The 20,001-nt window shown below is 63.3% G+C and carries 16 protein-coding genes; 3 read left to right on the plus strand and 13 right to left on the minus strand.

Annotated features, from left to right (window positions below; genetic code table 11):
- Positions 1-2: 2 nt before the first annotated feature.
- Positions 3-527 carry a YggT family protein gene (locus tag ACHAC9_RS04665; RefSeq protein ID WP_435757622.1) on the minus strand — a complete coding sequence of 175 codons (525 nt, stop codon included), beginning with the start codon at positions 525-527 and terminating at the stop codon, positions 3-5.
- Between the two features lie 81 nt (positions 528-608).
- Positions 609-1,619: a transcriptional regulator gene (locus ACHAC9_RS04670; protein WP_435757624.1), complete on the minus strand. Its 1,011-nt coding sequence runs from the start codon at positions 1,617-1,619 to the stop codon at positions 609-611.
- Between ACHAC9_RS04670 and ACHAC9_RS04675 the strand changes: the two genes are divergently transcribed.
- On the plus strand, positions 1,594-2,289 hold the full coding sequence (locus ACHAC9_RS04675; protein WP_435757626.1) for a hypothetical protein: 696 nt from the start codon (positions 1,594-1,596) through the stop codon (positions 2,287-2,289). The two genes, ACHAC9_RS04670 and ACHAC9_RS04675, sit on opposite strands and share 26 nt — an antisense overlap.
- 646 nt (positions 2,290-2,935) lie before the next feature.
- Here the strand turns inward: ACHAC9_RS04675 and ACHAC9_RS04680 are convergent.
- From ACHAC9_RS04680 to ACHAC9_RS04720, 9 genes are all read right to left on the minus strand, one after another.
- Complete coding sequence (locus tag ACHAC9_RS04680; RefSeq protein ID WP_435757628.1) at positions 2,936-4,048, minus strand: ribonucleotide-diphosphate reductase subunit beta; 1,113 nt, start codon at positions 4,046-4,048, stop codon at positions 2,936-2,938.
- Between the two features lie 74 nt (positions 4,049-4,122).
- A complete protein-coding gene (locus ACHAC9_RS04685) occupies positions 4,123-7,038 on the minus strand; it encodes a ribonucleoside-diphosphate reductase subunit alpha (protein WP_435757630.1) in 2,916 nt (971 codons plus the stop codon).
- Between the two features lie 804 nt (positions 7,039-7,842).
- On the minus strand, positions 7,843-9,279 hold the full coding sequence (locus ACHAC9_RS04690) for a sigma-54-dependent transcriptional regulator (RefSeq protein WP_435757632.1): 1,437 nt from the start codon (positions 9,277-9,279) through the stop codon (positions 7,843-7,845).
- Positions 9,276-10,994, minus strand: a complete 1,719-nt coding sequence (locus tag ACHAC9_RS04695) for a sensor histidine kinase (protein WP_435757634.1) — start codon at positions 10,992-10,994, stop codon at positions 9,276-9,278. The genes ACHAC9_RS04690 and ACHAC9_RS04695 overlap by 4 nt, the downstream gene beginning before the upstream one ends.
- A complete protein-coding gene (locus ACHAC9_RS04700; protein ID WP_435757636.1) occupies positions 10,991-11,248 on the minus strand; it encodes a PP0621 family protein in 258 nt (85 codons plus the stop codon). Before ACHAC9_RS04700 ends, ACHAC9_RS04695 begins: the two co-directional genes overlap by 4 nt.
- Positions 11,245-12,054 (minus strand): cytochrome C assembly family protein, encoded by an 810-nt coding sequence (locus tag ACHAC9_RS04705; protein WP_435757637.1) that lies wholly within the window; start codon positions 12,052-12,054, stop codon positions 11,245-11,247. The genes ACHAC9_RS04700 and ACHAC9_RS04705 overlap by 4 nt, the downstream gene beginning before the upstream one ends.
- A 64-nt stretch (positions 12,055-12,118) precedes the next feature.
- Positions 12,119-12,913, minus strand: a complete 795-nt coding sequence (locus ACHAC9_RS04710; protein WP_435757639.1) for an ABC transporter ATP-binding protein — start codon at positions 12,911-12,913, stop codon at positions 12,119-12,121.
- On the minus strand, positions 12,913-13,701 hold the full coding sequence (locus ACHAC9_RS04715; protein WP_435758089.1) for an ABC transporter permease: 789 nt from the start codon (positions 13,699-13,701) through the stop codon (positions 12,913-12,915). Before ACHAC9_RS04715 ends, ACHAC9_RS04710 begins: the two co-directional genes overlap by 1 nt.
- A gap of 72 nt (positions 13,702-13,773) precedes the next feature.
- On the minus strand, positions 13,774-14,760 hold the full coding sequence (locus tag ACHAC9_RS04720) for an ABC transporter substrate-binding protein (protein ID WP_435757641.1): 987 nt from the start codon (positions 14,758-14,760) through the stop codon (positions 13,774-13,776).
- Positions 14,761-14,971: 211 nt separating this feature from the next.
- Here ACHAC9_RS04720 and ffh point away from each other — a divergent pair, with 211 nt between their 5' ends.
- Entirely contained in the window at positions 14,972-16,342 is a 1,371-nt protein-coding gene (ffh, locus tag ACHAC9_RS04725) for a signal recognition particle protein (RefSeq protein WP_435757643.1), read from the plus strand.
- 248 nt (positions 16,343-16,590) lie between these two features.
- Positions 16,591-17,010 carry an SWIB/MDM2 domain-containing protein gene (locus ACHAC9_RS04730; RefSeq protein ID WP_435757645.1) on the plus strand — a complete coding sequence of 140 codons (420 nt, stop codon included), beginning with the start codon at positions 16,591-16,593 and terminating at the stop codon, positions 17,008-17,010.
- Between the two features lie 104 nt (positions 17,011-17,114).
- Here ACHAC9_RS04730 and ACHAC9_RS04735 read toward each other — a convergent pair whose 3' ends face one another.
- Complete coding sequence (locus tag ACHAC9_RS04735) at positions 17,115-18,518, minus strand: alkaline phosphatase (RefSeq protein WP_435757647.1); 1,404 nt, start codon at positions 18,516-18,518, stop codon at positions 17,115-17,117.
- 23 nt (positions 18,519-18,541) lie between these two features.
- Entirely contained in the window at positions 18,542-19,972 is a 1,431-nt protein-coding gene (locus ACHAC9_RS04740) for an alkaline phosphatase (protein ID WP_435757649.1), read from the minus strand.
- Positions 19,973-20,001 lie beyond the last annotated feature (29 nt).

Raw genomic sequence — 20,001 nt, forward strand, 5'->3', positions numbered from 1 at the left:
AACTAGATCGGCACCACCATCCTCAGCAGATACAACGCAATCTGCAGCAACAGCACCGCCACCAGCACCGACAAATCCAGCCCCCCAATCGGCGGCACCACCTTGCGGATCGGCCGCAGCAGCGGATCGTTCAGCGCATGTACGAACGGCGCCAGCGGCGCATGCGGATTGACCCAGCTGAAGATCGCTTCGATGATCAGGAGCGCGATGAAGCCGTAGATGATCCACTTCACGAAGCGCGCCAACGCCACCAGCAGCACCTGTTCGACCGACGCTCCGATGATGAACAGGATCGATGTCGCCAGCAGCACCACCAGGAAGGCGCCGACCAGGCTTGCCCAGTCGTAGCCGCCCGCCCCCGGCACGATGCGGCGCAGGGGCTTCACCAGCCAGTCGCTCAGCGTGAAGGTGAACTGCGCCACCGAGGCTGGCGGACGCACGCGGATGGCCTGCATCCAGAAACGCAACAGGAGCACTGCCCCCAACACAGTGGCAATGGTATCGACGATCAACTGAAGAATGGGCACGACAACTCCTTGAGATAAAAAAAACCGCTGTGTGAGGGGTTCACACAGCGGTATTTTGCCCTAAGCGGGCCCGACTTGGTGTTACGGACGGCTGCTGGTCGGGAACGGCCATGCGGCCGCCGGTGACAGCACGGTCTTGGCGCCTGCTGCAGGTGCGGCTGGCTTGTCGTCTGCTGCTTGCGCAGGCTTGGCTTCGGCTTCCTTGGCAGGCTTCTTGGCGGCAGCCGCTTTCCTGGCCGCTGGCCTGGCTGCCGCTTCCGGCTTGGTTTCCGCCTTTGCTGCTGCAGCTGGTGCCGCTGCCGTCGCTTCCGGTTTGGCGTCGGCCTTGCTGTCGCTCTTCGCTTCCGGCTTCGCTTCGGCCTTCATCGCTTCAGGCTTGGCTTCGGCTTTCGCAGCTTCCGGCTTGGCTTCGGCTTTTGCGGCTTCGGGCTTGGCTTCGGACTTGGCTGCAGGCTTGGTTTCGGCTGCAGATTTCGGCGCTGCCGTCACGGCTGGCTTGGCTGCTGGCTTGGTCGCGGACGTCTTCGCAGACGTCCCCTTAGCCGCAACTGGAGCTGCGGTTTTGGCCGGTGCTTGCGTGGTGGTCTTGGTCGCTGCTGGTTTAGCGGCGGGCTTGGTAGCAGCAGCCTTGGCTGGTGCTGGGGTGGCAGTCTTGGCGGCTGACTTGGCCGGCGCCTTCGTGGCACTCTTGGCAGCGGCTTTTGCCGGTGCCTTGGCTGCGCTCTTGGCAGGGGACTTGGCCGGCGCCTTGCCTGCCGTCTTCGCTGGTGCCTTGGCGGCGCTCTTGGCTGCAGTCTTGGCCGGTGCTTTTGCCGGGCCTTTCGAGGCCGACTTGGCTGGGGTCTTGGCTGCCGACTTGGCCGGTGCCTTGGCTGGGGTCTTGGCTGCCGACTTGGCCGGTACCTTGGCGGCGCTCTTGGCTGGTGCCTTGGCGGCGCTCTTGCCTGCTGCCTTGGTGGACGTCCCCTTTGCTGCCGACTTGGTCGCCGCGGCTTTTGCTACTGGCTTGGCGGCGGACTTCGCTGCGCTCTTGGCGACTGGCTTGGCTGCCGATTTCGCTGCCGGCTTGGCGGCCGCAGATTTCTTTGCCACTGGCTTGGCTGCCGATTTGGCGGCAGCTTTTGCTACTGGCTTGGCAGCCGACTTCGCTGCGCTCTTGGCGGCTGGCTTGGCGGCTGCGGTTTTCTTCGCTGCCGGCTTGGCTGCCGACTTGCTTGCGGCTGCTTTCGCTACTGGCTTGGCGACTGTCTTCTTGCCAGCTGGCTTAGCGGCTGGCTTGGCGGACGTCTTTGCAGACGTCCCTTTCTTTGCAGCTGGTTTAGCCGCTGGCTTGGCGACAGCTTTCTTTGCAGCTGGCTTGGTAGCAGCCTTCGCTGCGGTTTTGGCCGGTGCCTTCGACGCGGCTTTTGCTGCCGGCTTGGCAGCAGCTTTTGCCGGCGCCTTCGATGCAGCCTTGGCGGCTGGCTTCGCAGCCGGTTTCGCCGCAGCCTTCGGTGCAGCTTTCGGTGCAGCTTTCGCTGCAGGCTTTGCCGCCGGCTTGGCAGCGGCTTTGGCGGACGTCTTCGCAGACGTCCCCTTCGCTGCGCTCTTGGCTGCCGACTTGGCGGCTGGTTTCTCTGCTGCGGCAGACTTCGCTGCCGGTTTTGCTGCTGGTTTCTTAGCGGCTGTTGCCATTTCGTTCTCCTTCTCTGCGACGAGAAAATACGCTACAAGGTTGAAACCCGTCCGTCCGGATGGCCAGGCGGGTTATTCATCGGCATAAACCGTTCGGTTACTGCCAATGAATCCGGCACCAGCTGAACTGCTGCAACTCCTCACAATTGCAGCGCTTCAGCCAACGACGTCGGGACACTCACCCATTACTCAGATGCGCTTTCACATCGCTGCCCTTACGAGCACGAAAAGAAAAAGCCGCCATGCCTGAACACGATCAGGCAGTGCGGCTTGTTCTTTTCGTTACGCTTATGTGCATGCTGGTTTGATCAGCGTCCCATTATGAAAGTCTCGAACCACGCGCTTCGCTCCACCTTCCTGCGCCCGCATCGGCTCTCGAGGCCTTCTTATTTGTTCGGTTTACTTTGCCCGTAAGCATGCGAAAAAATCCATGTTCACGTTTTGACAAATTCAATCACGTAAAGTACACGAAAACCTTGTCACTCCGCAACCCGCGCACGAGTAAATTCGTTTCTTCACTAGACTACAACAAGTCTCATGACGGAACCAGGCACCCGACTGACTCGCTTCGTTTCAAAGCGCGCCTGATTCCATCAGGCGCGCTTTAATGGCAGCGCCTTCCTCGATATCTGCTTTGACCATGTGAAGCAGCATATGTGCCGGACACTCTTTCATGAAAAAAGCCCGATGATTTCTCATCGGGCTTCGTGACGTCTCTGTGGAACGGCTTGGGGTCAATCCCAGTTCAAGGCCCCACCCGTCTGATACTCCGTCACGCGCGTCTCGAAGAAATTCCGTTCCTTCTTCAGATCGATCATCTCGCTCATCCACGGGAATGGATTCTCTTCGGCCGGGAACAGCGGATCGAGGCCGATCTGCACCGCGCGACGATTCGCGATGAAGCGCAGGTAGCCCTTGAACATCGGGGCGTTCAGGCCCAGCACGCCGCGTGGCATGGTGTCTTCGGCGTAGCGGTATTCAAGTTCGACCGCTTCCAGGAACAGCGCCTTGATCTCGTCGCGGAATTCCGGGGTCCACAGCAGCGGGTTTTCCATCTTGATCGTGTTGATCAGGTCGATGCCGAAGTTCACGTGCATCGACTCGTCGCGCAGGATGTACTGGTACTGCTCGGCGGCGCCGGTCATCTTGTTCTGACGGCCCAACGCCAGGATCTGGGTGAAGCCGACGTAGAAGAACAGGCCTTCCATCAGGCAGGCGAAGACGATGATCGATTTCAGAAGCTTCTGGTCGTTTTCCAGGGTGCCGGTCTCGAATTTCGGGTCGGTCAGCGTATTGATGAAGGGGATCAGGAATTGATCCTTGTCATGGATCGAGGCCACTTCGTTGTACGCGTTGAAGATTTCCTGCTCGTCCAGACCGAGCGACTCGACGATGTACTGGTAGGCGTGGGTGTGGATCGCCTCCTCAAAAGCCTGGCGCAGCAGGTACTGGCGGCATTCCGGGGCTGTGATGTGGCGGTAGGTGCCCAGCACGATGTTGTTCGCGGCGAGCGAGTCGGCGGTCACAAAAAAGCCCAGGTTGCGCTTGACCAGGCGGCGCTCGTCCTCGCTCAGGCCGTTCGGGCTCTTCCAGAGCTCGATATCGCGCTGCATGTTCACTTCCTGCGGCATCCAGTGGTTCGCGCAGCCGGCCAGGTATTTGTCCCATGCCCACTTGTACTTGAATGGCACCAGCTGGTTGACGTCGGTCTGACCGTTGATGATGCGCTTGTCGTCGGCGTTGACGCGCTTGGCGACCAGGGCGGCGTCGACGGTGTCGGGCAGGTCCGCGCCGTGCGGTGGGCGCACGACGGGTGCGCTCGTTGGTTCATCGTCCCATGACAGCATGATAGTTCCTCTTCTATATTCTGTGGCGGCAGCGCCCGGCGCGAAGGCCGGGCGTGCATTTCAATTATTAAGACTTATTGGCAAGCTTCGCACTCATCGAAACCGGCATCGCCCGGACGCAGGTAGCAAGCCTCGCCATCCGCGTCGGCGGCCGCAGCCGAAGTAGGCGCAACTGGCGCAGCCGCCGGCGCCGCGTGACCCACCATGCCGCCCGAGACCGACACCGCGTTCAGCGCGCCGGTGCGGGTGGTCGACTTCTCCATATGCGTCGCCGCGATGGTGCGCAGGTAGTAGGTCGTCTTCAGGCCGCGCAGCCAGGCCAGCTTGTAGGTCTCATCGAGCTTCTTGCCCGAGGCGCCGGCCATGTAGATATTCAGCGACTGCGCCTGGTCGATCCACTTCTGGCGGCGCGATGCCTGCTCGACCAGCCACTTCGGCTCGAGTTCGAAGGCGGTGGCGTAGATGTCGCGCAGGTCTTGCGGCACGCGGTCGATCTTCGAGAGCGAACCGTCGAAGTACTTCAGGTCGGCGATCATGACTTCGTCCCACAGGTCGCGTGCCTTCAGGTCGCGCACCAGATACGCATTGATCTCGGTGAATTCGCCCGACAGGTTCGACTTCACGTACAGGTTCTGGAAGGTCGGCTCGATGCAGGCCGACACGCCGATGATGTTCGAGATCGTCGCGGTCGGGGCGATCGCCACGCAGTTCGAGTTACGCATGCCGAACTCCTTGATGCGGTTACGCACCAGGCTCCAGTCCATCGACTCGCTCGTGTCCTGCTCGAGATAGCCGCCGCGTTCTTCGGCCAGCAGCTTGATCGAATCCTGCGGCAGGATGCCGCGGTCCCACAGCGAGCCGGCGTACGACTCGTAACGGCCGCGCTCTTCGGCCAGCTCGGTCGAGGCCAGGTAGGCAAAATAGCAGACGGCTTCCATCGAACGGTCGGCGAATTCGATCGCCTTGTCCGAGGCGAACGGCACGCGCATCATGTGCAGGCAGTCCTGGTGACCCATGATGCCCATGCCAACCGGGCGGTGGCGCAGGTTCGAATTACGCGCCTTTTCGACGGCGTAGTAGTTGATATCGATGACGTTGTCTAACATGCGCATCGCGGTGCGGATCGTCTTCTGCAGTTTGACATGATCCAGGCCATCGCCCTTCATGTGCTGCGGCATGTTGATCGAGCCCAGGTTGCAGACCGCGATTTCGTCGGCGCTGGTGTTCAGGGTGATCTCGGTGCACAGGTTCGACGAGTGCACGACGCCGATGTGCTGCTGCGGCGAACGAATGTTGCATGGATCCTTGAAGGTGATCCATGGGTGGCCGGTCTCGAACAGCATCGACAGCATCTTGCGCCACAGGTCGAGCGCTTCGATCTTTTTGAAGACCAGCATTTCGCCGCGCTCGGCTTTCGCTTCGTACGCGGTGTAGGCGGCCTCAAAAGCCTTGCCGACCAGGTCGTGCAGGTCCGGCGTCTCGCTCGGGGTGAACAGGGTCCAGTAACCTTTTTCCATCACGCGCTTCATGAACAGGTCGGGAATCCAGTTCGCCGTGTTCATGTCGTGGGTGCGGCGGCGGTCGTCGCCGGTGTTCTTGCGCAGGTCGAGGAATTCCTCGATGTCCATGTGCCAGGTTTCCAGGTAGGCGCAGACTGCGCCCTTGCGCTTGCCGCCCTGGTTCACGGCCACGGCCGTGTCGTTGACCACTTTCAGGAAGGGGACCACGCCCTGCGACTTGCCGTTGGTGCCCTTGATGCGCGAACCGAGCGCGCGCACCGGGGTCCAGTCGTTACCGAGGCCGCCGGCGAACTTCGACAGCAGCGCGTTTTCTTTAATAGCGTCGTAGATGCCTTCCAGGTCGTCGCCGACGGTGGTCAGATAGCACGACGACAACTGCGAGCGGCGCGTGCCCGAGTTGAACAGGGTCGGGGTCGAGCTCATGAAATCAAAACTCGACAGCAGCGTGTAGAACTCGATGGCGCGCGCTTCGCGGTCCGCTTCGCGCAGGGCCAGGCCCATCGCGACGCGCATGTAGAAGGCCTGCGGCATCTCGATGCGGGTTTCGCGCACGTGCAGGAAATAGCGGTCGTACAGGGTCTGCAGGCCGATGTAGCCGAATTGCAGGTCGCGGTCGGCGACGATGGCCTTTGCCAGGCGCTCGAGGTCGTACTTGCCGAGTTCCGCGTCGAGCAGTTCGTTCTCGATGCCCTTGGCGATGTATTGCGGGAAGTAGGTGAGGTATTCGGCGGCAGCTTTCGCCTGCGAGACTTCCTTGCCGAAGACTTCTTTACGAATCGTGTGCAGCAGGATGCGGGCCGTGACCTGGCTGTATGCCGGATCGGTTTCCATCAGAGCGCGCGCGGCCAGGATGGCGGACTTGTGCAGCTCTTCGACCGGCACGCCGTCGTACAGGTTGCGCAGGGTTTCGGCGACGATCGCTTCGGCGTCGACGTGCTTTTCCAGGCCGACGCAGGCGGCGTTCACCAGGCCGTGCACGGCATCCATGTCGAGCGGCAGGCGCTGGCCGTTGTCGATCACGTGGATCTGGGGCGCGGCCACGTGCGTCAAGCCCGCGGCTTCCTTGGACAGGCGGCGCTCTTCCATCTGCTTGGCGCGGTACAGCACGTAGGCGCGCGCGACATCGTGTTCGCCCGAGCGCATCAGCGACAGTTCCACCTGGTCCTGCACATCTTCGATGTGGAAGGTGCCGCCGTTCGGCTGGCGGCGCATCAGGTTGGCGACCACGTTATTGGTCAGCTCTTCCACCAGTTCGCGGATGCGGGCCGATGCGGCGCCCTGGCCGCCGGCGACCGCCAGGAAGGCCTTGGTCATCGCGACCGAGATCTTGTTCGGCTCAAAAGCGACGACGGCGCCGTTGCGGCGGATGATGCGGTAGTCGGCGCGCGCGGCCAGTTCGGCGGCGTTATTCGCGCCGGCCGATCCTGGAGCCGCGTGCGGGTGGATGGAAATGTCTTGTGAAGTATGCATGGGGCCTCCAGGAAGGGCAGTCGGGCTGCCGCCTATGAATTAACGAAAAATGCGAAGCAAAACGAACCCCGGCCAGCCCGAATAAACAGGCTGGACAACGTTGCTGCTGATGGATTTAACTTGCTTGAATCAACGATGGAGCCACCGAACTATTGTTGCCCGTGCTACACACCAAGTCTTGAACACTTGAGCCTGCTACCACTAGATCTAGTGCCGTTGTTTGACAATGGACTAATTGTAGTACTTCGCTGGCGCAAGCTGCAAGTGATTAAATTTTCAAAATCAGGCGATTTTTATATGTGTGGCTCTTGACATCGCGTGGTTGGACCTCGAATGCGCCACTGGCGGTAAGTGAGCACTAACCTGCTGCTTAAAGCTTGTTCAGCGTGCGGCGACCCTGCCCAATCGCAGTGCAGTGCGCACCATTTTGCACTGGCGAAAAGGCAACGCTTTTTGACAAGTTGACTGTTGAGATGCCACAAGTCGGGTGTCGACCCGAGTGGATCAACCCGCCCGGCTACCCGTCGCAGGAGTTGCTGGAGCACAAGTGTTTGCCGAACTTTCCCACTGTCCGCCGCCCTTGCGGCAGTTGTCGGCGTCGCGTTCGTGCTTCATCCACATGAAGGCAGCCACGAGGGCGATCCCAAGGGCCATATAACGTAAGCGTTTTGGCATTAGAGTACTCCCCAAGAAATAAATATGAAGTTTTGGCTGCCATAACCGGCGCGCTGCTGCGTTGGCCACTGCTTGCAGTGCTCGCACTGCAAGCAGCGTCCGCCTTGCATCGCATCCGGTGAGGAGTACTCAATTCTCCGGAGCTTGAATATCGAGCTTTTGCATCTGGTAACGCAACTGGCGCACGCTGATGCCGAGCAGGCTGGCGGTCTTCGTGCGGTTGAACTGGGTTTGCTGCAGGGCGCGCCCGATGATGTCGCGCTCGACCTGCTCCAGGTAAGCCGGCAGGTTGCTCGGCAAGGAAGCGGGGCCGAGCGCTGCCGGCTCGTCGGCAATGGGCGCGGCGACCGGCAGCGGCGCAGCCGGCGCAGGCGTCACCGGCGCGGCGAGCACGGGCGCCGGCTCAACACGCGCCGTCTCTGCCACGCGTGCGGCCTTGAGCGACAAATCCTCGACCTGGATCACGCCATCGTTGGCAAACGCCAGTGCCCGCTCCAGCACGTTTTCCAGTTCGCGCACGTTGCCGGGAAAGGAATACGCACGCAAGGCATCGAGCACACCCGGTCCGAGCGAGGCGCCGCCCGGTCCTGCCAGGCGCGCCAGGATGGCGTTGGTGAGCACCGATAAATCATCCAGTCTCTCGCGCAGCGGCGGCAGCGCCAGTTCGATCACGTTCAGGCGATAGAACAAATCCTGGCGAAACATGCCAGTCTCGACGCACCGGGCCAAATCCTTGTGCGTGGCGCTGATGATGCGCACGTCGACCGGCTCCTCATTGGTGGCGCCGATCTTGCGCACGCGCCGCTCCTGGATCGCGCGCAGCAATTTAACCTGCATCGCCAGCGGCAGGTCCGCCACTTCATCGAGCATCAGGGTGCCGCCATTGGCCGCCTGGAAGAAGCCGTCGCGCTCTTCCCCTGCCCCGGTAAAAGCGCCCTTGCGGTGGCCGAAGAATTCGGACTCCATCAGGTTTTCCGGAATCGCGCCACAGTTGACGGCCACGAAAGGTTTCAAAGCGCGCGAACTCCGGGCGTGGATCTCGCGCGCAGCCAGTTCCTTGCCGGCGCCCGATTCTCCAGTGATCGCGATCGGCGCCATCGAGCGCGCCAGGCGGTCGATCTGGGCGCGCAGCGCCTGCATCGCCTGCGAATTGCCGATCAGGCGCGAGCCGGTCTCTTCAGCCGAACTTCCCGCGCCGGCATCGGACAACTTCAGCGCCGAGCGCACCATCACGCGCAATTCGTCCAGCACCACCGGCTTGGACACATAGTCGAATGCGCCGGCTTTCAGCGCCACCACGGCGTTCTCGGCGCTGCCAAACGCCGTAATGACGGCGATCGGGGTTTTCGTCGTGCTCGACACTTCGCGCACCAACTCCAGCCCCAGGCCGTCCGGCAGGCGCATGTCGGTCAGCACCAGGGCGTAGCTGTTGTCCGCGACGTGCCGCCGCGCTTCGCGCAGCGTGGCGGCGCAGTCGACGTCCAGGCCCATTTTCAGGAGCGTGATCTCGAGCAGTTCGCGCAGGTCGGCTTCGTCGTCGACGACCAGGATGCGGGGTGAACTCATACATTTCTCTCTTGCGCGAAGGTGATGACGAACCGGCCGCTGGCCTTGCGCGGCCCCAGCGCGGCGGTGTCGAAACGTGATTCGTAATCGAGTTTAGCGCCGTTGTTCAGGCATAGCTCGCGCGCCAGGTACAGCCCCAGGCCGGTGCCCTTGCTCGAGGTTGTGTAGAAGGGTTCAAACAAATGGGCCCGCACTTCGGGCGTGATGCCGGGGCCGTCGTCCTGTACGTGCAGCTCCAGCGTGCCGAAGGCATCGAGCTCGGGCCAGATGCGGATGCTCGATGGCTTGCGGCTGGCATAGCGGATCGCATTGCCGAGCAAATTGACCAGCACTTCGCGCAGGTGCAGCGCATCGAAACGCACTTCGATCGCGCCGGCCCCGCCCAGCCAGACTACCTCGCCCGGCAAATCCTGGGTTTCGCAAAACTCGTTTTTCAGTTCGAACAGGAAGGGCCCCAGCTGCACCGGCTCGGCGTACGGCTGGGCCTTCCTCGACAGCTGCAGGATGTCCTCGACCATGCGGTTCACGCGCGCCACATTGTCGCCGATGATTTTCAACAGCCGCACCTCGGCCTTGCCGTGCAGGTCTTCGGCCAACAAGGCGGTAGCGTGGCCGATCGCGGACAGGGGATTGCGAACTTCGTGCGCGATGCTCGCCGTCAGGCGGCCCATCGAGGCCAGTTTCAGTTGCTGCGCCTGGTTTTCGATGGCGCTCACGTCCTGCAGGAAGATGACGCTGCGCGCAGGCGTCCCGCCGCCGGCGGCTACCCGCGCAAAGCGCAGTTTCAAATGCGCCAGCTGGTCGCGCCGCGCGCGCAGACCGGCTTCGCCGACCGCCACTTCCTGGTAGGGCTTCAGGATCACATACGCGCCATCCGGCCCGGCTTCGCTTGGCACCGGCTCGACCGCGGCCAGGGTCGGCGCCGCAGTACTCCCTGCCCCCATCCAGCTGGCAAACGCGTGCGCCACCGGTTCCAGTCCAGGCAACGCGTCAAGCTGCAAGCCAGCCGCCGCGTCCATGCCGAGCATGCGCCGCGCCGCCGGATTGGCCGTATGAATGCGCCCATCCATGCTGACCACCAGCACGCCGTCGCCGACGTCCGCGATCACGATCTCGTTGATCGCCTGCTGCACCTGCAGGTCGACGCCGCGTTGCGCCGCCAGTTCTTGCTGGCCGATCAGGCGCGCCGCCAGCCGGTTGAGCAGCCAGACCACGGCAAAAAAGGCGATGCCGGCCATCCCGGCCTGCACCAGCGCCGGTTCGCCGTCGCGCGTGACCATTAGCCAGGTGGCGTCGGCGAGGATGAACAGGGTCGCGAGCGCGGCCGAGAACAGGGCCGGCACCAGCGGCGCCAGGATCGCGGCGCCTGCCAGCGGGAACAGATACAGGATGACCAGGCCGCTGCGCACACCGCCGGCGCTCAGGTAGAGCAGCGAGATTACGGCCAGGTCGAGCGCGATCTGGGTCGTCAACTGGAGCGTGAAGCGGCGCCGCCAGAACAGCGTCAGCAGGCTGAAACAGATGGCGGCGCCAAGGTAGATGAAGCAGGTGAGCGCATAGGCGGGCAAGGCCCGCACGCCCCCGCCCTGGACGTCGAAGGCGAGGTACAGCAGCAGCACCAGCGCGATCACGATGCGGGTGACGGTCAGTGCCTGCAGCGAACGCCAGAAGGTCGCGCGCGACTGCGTGGACAGCACTTGCCAGCCGGCTTTCAAGGCTGACCGGGCGGCAGGCGCACGTGGCCCGGGCTGCAGTAGTCGCGCCCGTCCGCGTGGACTGCTTCCGAAACCGGGAAATGCAGGCCGCAGTGGGCGCAGCTGGTCATGTTTTCGATGGCTGCGGGCGGCATGGCCTCCGGCCCTTGCGGCGGCACATGCATCTGGTGCTTGCGGGCGGCGGCGCGCAGTTTCGCGCGCACCGCAAACCAGATCAGCACGGCCAGGGCGATCCAGAACAGGGCGCGGCTCATGCGATCCCCCGGTGCAGCACGACTTCGAGCACGAAACGGCTGCCGACATAGGCCAGCGCCAGCGTGGCAAAACCGGCCAGCGTGAAGCGCAGCGCCGTCTTGCCGCGCCAGCCGCGCCAGCGCCGTCCGGCCAAGAGGGCCGCGAACAGCATCCAGGACAACAGCGCGAACACGTTTTTGTGGTCCCAGCGCAGCGCCTTGCCGAACAGCTGTTCCGAGAACACCACCCCCGACAGCACGGTCAGGGTGAGCAGCACGAAGCCGATCCAGATCAGGCGAAACAGGAGCTTTTCCATGGTCAGCAGCGCCGGCAGCTGGTCGAGCGCGCCGCCGAACCAGCCACTTGCGGCCGGCACCGCGCGCGCGTGCAGGCGGGTTTCCTGCAAGGCCATCAGCACCGCGTGGAAAGCGGCGATGGTCAGCGTGCTGTAGGCCAGCACGGCCACGGCCACATGCCAGCCGAAGGCGCTCGACTGGTTTTGCAGGGGCATGACTGCACCCGGAAAGACCATCGGCAACAGGGCGGCGGCGCAGGCGCAGGGCATGACCAGGCGGCGCAGGCCGTCGAGCGCGAAATTGCGGTTCTCAACCCAGTAGGCAGCGACCGATACCCAGAGCGCGGCCGAGAGCATGATGGCAAAACCGATGCGCAGGCCGTTTGGCGCGAAGGCGTCGCTCCACAGGGCCACGCCGTGCACCGCCCAGGCCAGCGCGGTGACGCCGGAGATGACGGCGCCTTGGCGCAACGGCAGCAGGGCGCAGGCCGCGTACAGCAAAGCCGCGGCAAAAAAGAGGGTGTTGTGCATAACCCGAGTCTACACCATCGGAGCCCGGCAGGCGCGGCCCTGCCCCGCCCCGAGCGCGCTCGCGTCAATCGACGGCGGCCATGCGGCGCTCGTCGGTATGGTGGCGCTGCTGCTCTTCCATCACGAGGTGGCCGAGTTCCCGTTTCAGGTCATTGAAGGCGGGCGATGCGGGATCGCGCAGGCGCGGCAAATCGACGCTGATGTCGCGCTTGACCGTGCCGGGCCGGTAGGTCATCACGACGATGCGGTCGGCCAGGTAAATCGCTTCCTCGATGCTGTGGGTGACGAACAGGATCGTCTTTTTTGTTTCTAACCAGATGCGCAGCAGCTCGTCCTGCAGGTTGCGCCGGGTCAGCGCGTCGAGCGCACCGAAGGGTTCGTCCATCAGCATGATCGGCGAATCGAGCGCCAGCACGCGCGCGATCGCCACCCGCTGGCGCATGCCGCCGGACAGGTCCTTCGGATAGCGCGTGCGGAATTCCGACAGCGACAGCATGTGCAACAGCTTCTCGACCGTGCCCCCGATGCGCGCCTTCGCCAGCCCCTTGATCTCGAGGCCGAAGGCGATGTTCTTCTCGACCGTCATCCAGGGGAAGAGCGCATATTCCTGGAACACCATGCCGCGTTCGGGTCCGGGACCCACGACCGGCGCACCGTTGACGAGAATGCTGCCGCTGGTGGGATGCGAGAAGCCGGCCACCGCGCCCAGCAGAGTCGACTTGCCGCAGCCCGAGGGCCCGAGCAGGCAGGTGAACTGGCCCGGCGCGATGTCGAGGTCGATGTCCTGCAGCGCCACCACCTTGCGGCGCCCACTTTCGAACACCTTGTTGACTTTCTGAATGCGGATATGCGGTTCCATCAGTGCTCCAGTCCCCGGTGCCAGCGCAGCAGGTAGTTATTCAAACGGTTCATGCCGATGTCGATCGCCAGGCCCAGCATGCCGATGGTGATCATGCCGGCGATGATCTTGTCGGACCAAAAATACTCGCGCGCTTCCAGGATGCGGAAACCGAGCCCATTGTTCACCGCGATCATTTCGGAGACGATGACGACGATGAAGGCGGTGCCGATACCGATCCGCACGCCCGACAGGATGTAAGGCACGGCGGCCGGCAGGATCACGCGCAGGAACACCGTGCCGGGTCCAGCGCCGAGGCTGCGCGCCGCGCGCAGGTAGATGCCGTCGACCTGGCGCACTCCGGCGATCGTGTTCATCAGCACCGGGAAAAACGCGCCCAGCGCGATCAGGAACACGGCCGGCGGATTGCCGAGACCGAACCACAGGATCGCCAGCGGAATGTAGGCGATCGGCGGGATCGGGCGCAGGATCTGCACCAGCGGATTCATCCAGGCATACACGGCGGGAATCGCGCCCATGGCGAGACCGAGCGGCAGGGCCAGAGCGCCGCCGATGGCAAACCCGACCACCACCCGGTACAGGCTGGTGAGCGTGTCGACGATCAGCTCACCCGACAAGGCCCAGGACCACCAGCTGGCGCCGGCATTGCCTTCGAAGGGCTGCAGGGGCAGCAAATATTCCACCCACTTGCGCCCCACGTCGTAGGGCGCCGGCAGCACCTGGGGGTTGACCAGGCCGGCGCTCGCTACCGCCTGCCAGATCAGGATCGCCAGCAGCGGCACCACCATGCCGACTGCACGCTCGCCCAATTCCTGGCGCCAGTTCCGTTTTTCCATGTCCGCTCCTTCTGCAATGGCGATTCAGTTGACGTTCAGGCTTTTCTTGGCCGAGGCCAGCAGGTCGGTGCGCACCCAGTCGCGCGCCACGGGCGGCTGGCGCATGCGCCCGACGCCGGTTTTCGCCATGGTGTCGGTCGTGACCTGGATGTGCTCGGCCGTGACGTCGTACGAATACGGCGCATTCCCGATCGCATCCTCGAAGTCGGCGACGCTGATCTGACCCTTGAACACCGTCTCGCGCACATACTTCGACGCCAGCGCCGGGTTGGCGATGAAGGTCTTGGTCGCCTCGACGAAGCAGCGCATGAATTTTTCGGCCAGCGGACGCCGGGTGCCGTAGAACTGTTCGGTCATGACCATGGTGCGCACCGGAGAGCCGATCGGCGTGTCGTAGGGCTTCAACACTTCGACACCAAAACCCTTGTTGATCGCCTGCGAGGCTTGCGGCTCGGACTGCATCATGGCGTCGATCTGCTTGCCGATCAGCGCCGCGTTCAGGTCGGCGTACGAGAGGAACACCAGCTGCACGTCCTTGCCGGGATCGGCGCTCGATGTCATCTTGTGTTTCTGCAGTTCGGCCATGAGCAGCACTTCCTGGATCGCGCCGCGGGTGACGCCGATCCGCTTGCCCTTGAGCTGGGCGACGCTTGTCATCTTGAGGTCGGATCGGGCGACCAGGCGCGCCCCACCCTTCGCAAAACCGGCCACGATCACGACCGGAGCGCCGCCGGCGCGGCCGGCGATCGCAGCTTCCGAGGCGGTGGCGCCTACGTCCAGTTCGCCCGCGATGATGGCCTGCATCACGTCCAGCCCCTTGGCGAACACCTTTTCCTCGACCCGGATGCCGCAGCGCGGCGCGATTTCCTTGATGTACGAGACGGCGCCGAAATGCGCCAGCTTCAGGTTCCCGAGGCGCACCACCGCGTCGGTGGAGCGCTCCTGGGCTGCGGCGCTTGTTGCGCCCAGCAGGGCGATTGCGGCCAGGGTCTTGCCTAATACGCTAGTCATGCCATTTCTCCGTTATACAAAAATAATTCCGACCGGAAAGTACGATCCGCGATTGCAGAATGTGTCAGAGAAAGCGAAGCTGGCTTTTGACGAGACGCAGGATTGCGGCCAAAAATTCACGATATGAACGCCGCATGGACGGGCGGCGCTCTCTTGCGCAGGGTAAAATGGCGGATTCCGAATGCCGTCCATCTATATAGTCAGGTAGAACATGCTAGATAACCTTACCCAACGCCTTGCCAAGGTCGTCAAGACGATGCGCGGCGAGGCCCGTCTGACCGAAGCGAATACCTCCGAGATGTTGCGCGAAGTGCGCCTTGCCTTGCTCGAGGCCGACGTTGCCCTGCCGGCGGTGCGCGAATTCATCGCCAAGGTCAAGGAAAAAGCGCTGGGCGAAGAAGTCATCGGCTCGCTCAGCCCGGGCCAGGCCCTGGTTGGCGTGGTGCAGCGCGAGCTGGCCGCCCTGATGGGCGCCGACCTCGGTCCAGAAGCAACCCAGCTCTCGTTTGCGCAGCAGCCGCCGGCGATCATCCTGATGGCCGGCTTGCAAGGTGTCGGCAAGACCACGACCGTCGGCAAGCTCGCCAAGTACCTCAAGGAACAGAAGAAGAAAAAGGTGCTGACCGTCTCGGCCGACGTCTACCGTCCGGCCGCAATCGCCCAGCTCGAATCCGTCACAAAACAAGTCGGCGCCGACTTCTTCCCATCCACCTCGACCGACAAGCCGGTCGACATCGCACTGAACGCGCTGGACTGGGCGAAGAAACATTACCACGACGTCCTGATTATCGACACCGCCGGCCGTCTCGGTATCGACGAAGCGATGATGCAGGAAATCGCCGCCATCCACGGCGCCGTGAAACCGATCGAAACCCTGTTCGTGGTCGACGCCATGCTGGGCCAGGATGCGATCAACACGGCCAAGGCCTTCAACGACGCGCTGCCGCTGACCGGTATCGTGCTGACCAAGCTCGATGGCGATTCGCGCGGCGGCGCGGCGCTGTCGGTGCGTCACGTGACCGGCAAACCGATCAAGTTCGCGGGCGTGTCGGAAAAGCTCGATGGCCTGGAAGCGTTCGATCCGACCCGCATGGCCAGCCGCGTGCTGGGCATGGGCGACATCATGGCGCTGGTCGAAGAAGCCCGTAAAGGCGTCGACGAAAAGGCCGCCAGCGACATGGCCAACAAGATCAAGGCTGGCGGGCGCTTCGACATGAACGACTTCAAGGCGCAGCTGTCGCAGATGAAGAAGATGGGCGGCATGTCGGGCCTGCTGGACAAACTGCCGGCGCAATTCCAGCAAGCGGCGGCCGGCGCCAACATGGACCAGGCCGAGAAGCAGGTCAAGCGCATGTGCGGCATCATCGATTCGATGACGCCGCTCGAGCGCGCCAAGCCGGAACTGATCAAGGCGAACCGCAAGCGCCGCATCGCCGCCGGCGCCGGCGTGCAGGTGCAGGAAGTCAACCGCATGCTCAATCAGTACGACCAGATGCAGACGATGATGAAAAAGCTGAAGGGCGGCGGCCTCATGAAAATGATGCGCGGGATGAAGGGCATGATGCCGGGCGGGATGCGTTAACGGGTCCTGTGACCTTACTGGACCCTTTTGTCCTCTTAAAACGCTGCGCTCGGCTTTATCCGGCGCGGCATTTTTTTTGGGCGTTTTTAGGGCGTTTTTCACTCTATGAGGACGAGTTGCGTATAAACCCTGTTTTTTGGGCTTATCAGAGTGAAAAAATGGTGAAAAAGACTTGCAGGAACAGTAAAACGCCACCAATATAAGCCGTGCGATGTATTGCGCAATTTCTCATATTAGGAGGCTCGAAGATGGCAACAGCCAAGAAATCCCCAGCAGCGCCTGCAAAGAAGGCAGCCGCCAAGCCGGCCGCCGCGGCCAAGCCTGCAGCAAAGAAGGCAGCAGCTCCAGCAAAAGAAGCAGCTCCTGCCAAGGAAGCAGCACCGAAAGCCGCAGCAGCCAAGAAACCGGCCGCAGCGCGCAAGCCAAACGCCGCGTTCATGAAAGAACTGACGCCGTCGGCTGAACTGGCTGCAGTGGTCGGCGACAAGCCACTGCCACGCACCGAAGTGACGAAAAAAGTCTGGGAATACATCAAGAAAGCGGACCTGCAAGCTGCAGACAACCGCCAGATGATCAACGCCGACGACAAGCTGAAAGCCGTCTTCGGTGGCAAGGAACAGGTCTCGATGTTCGAAATGACCAAACTCATTTCGAATCATTTGAAATAAGAATACTCGGCTGTCGTGGCCGAATGTTATAAAGCCCCGCTCGCAAGATCGGGGCTTTTTTTTTGCGGTGAAGTAAATGCGTCGGGGTCGCCGACGCCGATGACTTACAACCCGAAGGCCGCCTTCAGCAGCGTGAACACGTGCGTGTTCTCGATCGTGCCGCGGAACGGCGCCGAGCCTGCCCCTGCGGCGTACAGCTTGACGTCGCCGCCGCCGTGCGACTCGCTCGACCACTTCACGCCGGTCTCCTGGTGATAGTCCACGGCCAGCGCCGTGGCGCTGTCGACATCGGCGCGCACGTCCGGGCGGTTCGGGCCGTTGCCGAAGACGAGTGTGGTGAACGTCTTGCCGTCGGCGTCGCGGGTTGGTTCGCCATCCGTATAAGCGCGCACGATGTCCAGCACCGGGTTGCCGCGCTTCGGGTAGCCATTCATGACCATCGTGTGGTCGTGGTCGGCGGTGACGACGATCAGGGTGTTGTCCAGTCCCGGATCGATGGCGCGCATGCGCTCCACCGCTGTCTGGATCGCCTCGTCAAACGCCACCGTCTCGACCATCGCGTTGCGCGCATTCGTGTCGTGCAGCGCGTGGTCGATCCTGCCGCCTTCGACCATCAGGAAGAAGCCTTTGGGATTGGCCGACAGCAGCTCGATCGACTTGGCGGTCATCTCGGCCAGCGTCGGCTGCTCGGGGCGGCGTTTCGACGCGTAGTCGAGGTGGCTCTCGGCGCTGTAGAGGCCGAGGAACTTCTGGCCCGGACGGCTCGACGCCATGTCGGCGCGCGTGCTGGCGATGAAGTAGCCCTGCTTTTCCAGTTCGGCCACCAGGTCGCGTCCGTCGCCGCGGCCCTTCGGGTTGCGCTTAGCGTCGAACGGCGTGAAGTGATTGCGCCCTCCTCCCATCAGCACGTCGACGCCATCCTTCAGGCGCGCGTTAAAACCGGCGCCGCCCGGCACGACCTGCTGGGCGATGGTGTAGGCCATGTCGCGGTCGCACACGTGCGAGAAGGTCGAGGCGGGCGTGGCGTGCGTCAGCTCCGTGGTCGTGACCGCGCCGACCGACTTGCCGGCGGACTTGGCCAGTTCCAGGATCGTCATCGACGAGGTGCCGTTGGCCGCGCCGCAGCGGTCGATACTCGCATTACCGTTGGCGTCCTTGCCTGGCGCGACCGGTTTCGCACCTTGCAGCGAAATGACGTCGTTGTTGATCTTCACGCCGGTCATGTAGGCGCCCATCGAAGGCGCGCTGTCGGTCACCTGCGCGTCCGCCGAGTAGGTCTTGACGCGTGCGGTGCGGTCGAGGCGCTCGAAGTCCAGCAGGCCGTCTTCGCCGGCTTTGAAAATGCGCGCGGCCGTGATCGTGGTCGGGCCCATGCCGTCGCCGAGGAAGAAGATGATGTTCTTGGCTGGTGCCTTGGCAGCGAGCCTGGCGGCAGGTGCGCTCTGCGCCTGTGCATTCAGGCTGCAGCACGCCGCCAGCAGCAGCGCGGGAAGTGGAAGTCGGGTCATCGGATGCTTTCTGGCGGCTCGGCTCACAGGCCCGCCGCGGTCTTGATCAGGTCGAAAACGCGGGTGTTGTCGATCGTCCCGCGGAACAGCTCCGCGTTGGCGCCGGCCGCGCCCAGGTAGACGTCGACGCCGCCGTGGGTCTCGGCCCCGGCACGCGTACGCACCACGGCTTCCTGGTGATAGTCGTCGCCGGCGGCGATCTCGTCGGTGAGTTTCACGTCCTTGCGGCTGCCCTGGATGCGGTGCTCGCCGGTGCCGAAGCCCAGGATCGTGAACGGCGCGCCGTCCTTGTCCAAGCGGACTTTTCCGTCCGGGAGGCCGCGCACCAGGCCCAGTACGCCGGCATTCGTCGGCGTGGTCTTCCCGGTGCGTGGCGAGTAGCCGTTGATCAGGAGCGTGTGATCGTGGTCGGCGGTGGCGACGATCAGCGTGTTCTTCAGGCCCGGATCGAGCTGCTGCATTTTGTCGAGCGCGGTCTTGATCGCCGCGTTGTAGCTGACCGTCTCCTGCAGCGCGCGCTTGGCCAGCGTCGCGTGCAGCGCATGGTCGATCAGGCCGCCCTCGACCATCAGGAAGAAGCCGTTCGGGTTGTTGGCCAGGATGTCGATCGCTTTCGCCGTCATCTCGGAAAGCAGCGGCTGTTTGAGCGGGTCGCGCGCCGCTTCATACGTGAAGTGGTTCTGGGCGAACAGGCCGATCGCCGGCTGGCTGTTTGCCGCCAGCGCCTGCAGCTGGACCGTGTTCGACGCGACGCGCCAGCCCTTATTCTGCAGTTCGCCGAGCAGGTTGCGCCCGTCCGCGCGCTTGCCGCCTGCTTCCAGCGCCGTGAATTGCTGGGCGCCGCCGCCAAAGACCAGATCGAGGCCGTTGGCGCCCAGCGCTGCGTTATAGCCGGCGCCGCCCGGCACCAGCGCAGCCGCGATGTCTTGCTCGAGCCTGCGGCTGCAAACATGGGCATAGGTTGCGGCCGGCGTGGCGTCGGTGACGCTAGTCGTGGTGACGACGCCGGCAGCCATGCCGCGCGCCTTCGCCAGTTCAACCAGCGTCGGCACCGCGCGTCCATTGTTACAGCGGCTGACCGTGCGCTTGCCCTCGCTGGTGGGCGCGATCGCGCGGGTCTCGGTCGACATCGAAATCACCCCATTGTTCTGCTTCACGCCGGTCATGTAGGCCGACATCGAGGCGGCGCTGTCGGTCACCTGGGCATCGTTCGAGAAGGTTTTCACGAAGGCCGATTCGGGCAGCGTGTCGATCGCCAGCTCGCCGTCTTCGCCGACGGCGTAGATGCGGGCAGCGGTAAGGGTGTTGATGCCCATGCCGTCGCCGAGGAAGAAGATGATGTTTTTCGCTTGTCCCGGAACAGCGGGACGCGGGGAGGTAGCAGCGGGGCCGGTCGAGGCGCACCCGGCAAGCGCCGCCAGCGTGCACGCGGCGGCGAGAGTGTTCATTCGCATGATGGAGTGTGTGGCGGGGAAAGGGGGGA

Source organism: Massilia sp. CMS3.1 (genome assembly GCF_051262535.1).
Lineage (GTDB): Bacteria > Pseudomonadota > Gammaproteobacteria > Burkholderiales > Burkholderiaceae_D > Telluria.